Source organism: Candidatus Symbiopectobacterium sp. (genome assembly GCF_020054415.1).
GTDB lineage: Bacteria > Pseudomonadota > Gammaproteobacteria > Enterobacterales > Enterobacteriaceae > Symbiopectobacterium.
Window position 1 is genome coordinate 1 of the sequence record NZ_JAHWCO010000211.1, and the last position, 3,909, is coordinate 3,909.

Genomic DNA, 3,909 nt, shown 5'->3' on the forward strand with positions numbered 1-3,909 from the left:
AAACGTGCTGCGGGCGTACGCCGATGGCCACTTTACTCGATGGAAAACGGATCTGGGCAGAAAAGAATCTGAACCAGATGTAATCTGACAGACATCTGTATAAATAATCGGTAACTGTCAGATCAGGTCTGAGCTAGTACAATTAAGGATTGGGCCTTTGTCGTGAACATAGAGCTTCACTATTTACCGCCTTACAGTTCGAATCTGAACGCGATAGAACGCCTGTGGAAAGTGATGAATGAGCATGCACGGAATAATCGCTATTTTGAGAATACCCGCGATTTTCGGGATGCAATATTCAATTTTTGGTCGTGTATTCAATGAGTTTATTCTACATCAACTCATTGAATACACGACCCCATCCTGTGATCACGACTCGACACCCTGTGCTGGCCGGTCGTGGCATTTGTCGCAATGAATGCAGTCATGGTGTGGGTTGCCGGGGAACAGTACTTTGTGCTTGGCAGCAGTAATAATCTCTCCTGTTTTGCGGGCAGCGTACTGCTGTTTATCGCCCACGGCGTCTGGCTGATTCACCATTATCGCTTTCCGTTTCGTGCCCATCAGGCGATGGTGGCTGCCAGCTATTTCGCGGGCCATTTTTTAATCGTAAGAGCGCTCTATTTTTAATCAGTGCTGAATATCAAAAGCGCTGTGCAGATACTGGCAGCAGTGATAAAGTCGTGGATGAGAACCACTATCATCAAACAGGAGACCATGATGCATTCTCATCACCACACTCACCACGATCATGGTGCCAACGCTTGCTGCCAGCGCCATGCGCAGCACAGTAGCCATGCTGATCGCAGCTGCTGCGCGGTGAAACACAACACTACAACCCTCTCTGCATGCGGCACCACACCAGGTGCGGAACACAGCGCGTCTGACGGCGGAGAGAGCGGCGATTCCGGCGACCCCGACGGCAGCGACACCCCACCCGCTTCCGGTGTGCGCTTCAGTTGGATCATCCGTGGGATGGATTGTCCCAGTTGCGCCAAAAAGATCGAAAACGCTATCACCACGCTTCCCGGCGTTATTCAAGCAAGCGTTCGCTTCGCCACTGAAAAACTTATTGTTGATGCACAATCCGATATTCGTACACAGATTCAACGCGTCATAGCTCTCGCTGGGTTTACCTGGCAAGACACGTCCCCTGGCGCAACCGTCCCAACATCATCCACCCCTGCCGAAACGCCTTTACGCCGTATCCTGCGTGAACACGGTTTTCTCATTCTGTTTGCGGTGTTGACCGCAGCCAGCGGGATACTTTCGCTGTTTTCGCCTAGCGCTTCAGAGATAGCCTTTATCGCCACCACACTGCTGGGGTTGATGCCGCTGCTCTCACAGGCGACTAAACTGATTCGCAGCGGCACGCCCTTTGCCATCGAAACGCTGATGAGCGTCGCCGCGCTGGGTGCCTTGTTGATTGGTGCTACCAGCGAAGCCACCATGGTGATTTTGCTGTTTATGCTGGGAGAGCGCCTAGAAGCCTACGCCGCACAGCGCGCCCGTCGCGGTGTCAGCGCGTTGATGGCGTTGATGCCAGAAACCGCAACGGTGATCCGTGCTGGTCAGCGTACTCAGGTCAGCATTGCCGCACTGCAACCCAGCGATGTGATCGAAGTGGCACCTGGCAGCCGATTGCCCGCCGATGGCGAACTGCTGGTTCCCCATGCCAGCTTTGATGAAAGCGCATTGACCGGGGAATCCCTGCCGGTAGAGCGTGAGCAGGGTGACAAGGTCTCAGCAGGCATCCTGAGCGTCGATCGCCTGATACAGTTGCGCGTGATATCCGAACCGGGCAACAGTGCCATCGACCGTATTTTGCATTTGATTGAAGAAGCCGAGAGCCACCGTGCGCCGATAGAGCGTTTTCTCGATCGCTTTAGCCGCTATTACGCCCCGGCCGTCATGCTGCTTGCCGCGGCGACCATCGTGGTGCCGCCACTGCTATTTGGTGCGCCGTGGCAGGAGTGGATTTATCGCGGGCTGACTCTGTTGCTGATTGGCTGCCCCTGTGCATTGGTGATTTCCACCCCGGCGGCCATCACATCCGGCTTAGCAGCCGCTGCCCGGCGCGGCGCGCTAATCAAAGGCGGCGCGGCGCTGGAGATTCTGGGCACCACCAATACCATCGCTTTCGACAAAACCGGCACCCTGACACAGGGCAAACACCAGGTGACAGATGCGATACCCGCGCAGGGCGTGAGCAAGGTTGCGTTGCTGGCACGCGCGGCGGCGATCGAGGCGGGTTCACACCACCCGCTGGCGAAAGCAATTGTCCAGCATGCCCGCACGGTTGCCCCGATGCTGCCGGTGGCAACGGCACAGCGTGCGCTGGTTGGCGTGGGGGTTGAGGGCATTATCGCAGGCAAAACCATCAGCGTCAAAGCACCCGCTAAAATCGCACCCGAGGCACTCGACGCAGACTGGCGCAATCAGATTCACATCCTGGAAAGCGACGGAAAAACCGTGGTGGTGGTACAGGAAGAAACGCACATCATTGGCTTGCTGGCGCTGCGTGACACCTTGAGGGCGGATACTCAGAAAGCGATTGAAGCACTACGCACGTTGGGAATTCGCTGCACCATGCTCACCGGTGATAATCCGCGTTCGGCGGCAGCCATCGCGGCGACGCTGGGCATTGACTATAAAGCGGGTCTACTGCCCGCCGACAAAGTCGATGCCGTGCGCGAAATGAACCAGATCCATCCGACGGCGATGGTGGGCGATGGCATTAACGATGCGCCAGCGATGAAATCGGCAGCTATCGGCATTGCCATGGGTGGGGGCAGCGACGTTGCGCTGGAAACCGCCGATGCGGCGCTCACGCATAATCGGCTAAGCGAACTGGCGTGCATGATTCGGCTTTCGCGCGCCACGCGCAACAATATCCGGCAAAACATCACGCTGGCGCTGGGGCTGAAAGCCATCTTTTTGGTGACCAGCCTGTTGGGGATCACCGGATTGTGGCTCGCCGTGCTGGCTGATTCCGGTGCCACGGCGCTGGTAACCGCCAATGCACTGCGCTTATTGCGCCGCGAAAAACCATAAGACGCCGGATAACGGTAAAAAGCTACTTCTTGCGCAGGAGATAGCGGTAGGGCAGAGATTCCGTCTCCTGTGCCAGAAGCTCGTGCTCCATATAGACACAAAAGCCCGGTATATCGCGCGTGGTTGCCGGGTCATCCGCCAGAATAAGTAGCGTCTGCCCCGTCTCCATCTGACGCACGGTTTTACGCACCATCATCACCGGTTCCGGGCAGCGCAGCCCCTGTGCATCGAGGTTTTTATCCGGGTTGGTGAAGGTGTCGGTCATCATTATTCTCGGTAATGGCATAAGGGCATAGATAACGACCGCACAGTGTGGCAGCCATCAAAACCGCCCTAGTTTACGCCGCAGATTTTCCTGCGCAACCTACGATATCGATTGCGCATAAACTCACCATTGCAATCCCCACCTAACAGCGTATCGTGCCGCGCGCTGCTCCTTGTGTCAGTCGCATTGATCCCTGTATCAGCCGCATTGAATAAGTAGCATGAATTACGTGCCATAATATCATTGTTAACGGTACCACTTGGGGTTCCCTCACCCCAATCACTAAAAAGGTCACATAGCCATGTTTCATTTTACCGCCCAGCAGCGGCTGGTCGTGTATTCAATGAGTTGATGTAGCATCAAACGTAGTACTCGCGTTCGATGTAAGTACCGATGATCCTATAGTGCATTTCGGATGATTTTGAATATCCGAGCATCTTGCGATTGAGCCGTTGCAATCGGTTACGCAGTGTCAGATGCGCACGCTCAATACGCTGTGTATACAGCTTGCTAACAATGTGTTTTACTTTTGGAAGTTCGTCGTTGTAAGCCCTGTAGCCATCCGTGTTTGCATGACTGACGACGGTAAC

Annotated in this window: 5 protein-coding genes and 1 pseudogene; 3 read left to right on the forward strand and 3 right to left on the reverse strand. The window is 55.2% G+C overall.

Annotated elements, in window-relative coordinates; all coding sequences use genetic code 11:
* Positions 1 to 141: 141 nt before the first annotated feature.
* Both QZ506_RS06205 and QZ506_RS06210 read left to right on the forward strand, forming a co-directional pair.
* Positions 142 to 309: pseudogene (locus QZ506_RS06205) on the forward strand (transposase); the annotation flags it as partial.
* Between the two features lie 75 nt (positions 310 to 384).
* Positions 385 to 630: a lysoplasmalogenase family protein gene (locus QZ506_RS06210; protein ID WP_291969828.1), complete on the forward strand. Its 246-nt coding sequence runs from the start codon at positions 385 to 387 to the stop codon at positions 628 to 630.
* On the opposite strand, the gene QZ506_RS06215 is transcribed toward QZ506_RS06210, so the two are convergent.
* Positions 631 to 798: a hypothetical protein gene (locus QZ506_RS06215; protein WP_291969832.1), complete on the reverse strand. Its 168-nt coding sequence runs from the start codon at positions 796 to 798 to the stop codon at positions 631 to 633.
* Here QZ506_RS06215 and QZ506_RS06220 point away from each other — a divergent pair.
* A complete protein-coding gene (locus tag QZ506_RS06220; RefSeq protein ID WP_291969830.1) occupies positions 721 to 3,054 on the forward strand; it encodes a zinc/cadmium/mercury/lead-transporting ATPase in 2,334 nt (777 codons plus the stop codon). The genes QZ506_RS06215 and QZ506_RS06220 overlap by 78 nt on opposite strands.
* Positions 3,055 to 3,076: 22 nt before the next feature.
* Here QZ506_RS06220 and tusA read toward each other — a convergent pair whose 3' ends face one another.
* Entirely contained in the window at positions 3,077 to 3,319 is a 243-nt protein-coding gene (gene tusA / locus QZ506_RS06225) for a sulfurtransferase TusA (protein WP_291969824.1), read from the reverse strand.
* Between the two features lie 359 nt (positions 3,320 to 3,678).
* A partial coding sequence (locus tag QZ506_RS06230) for an IS1 family transposase (RefSeq protein WP_291969826.1) occupies positions 3,679 to 3,909 on the reverse strand: 231 nt, incomplete at its 5' end.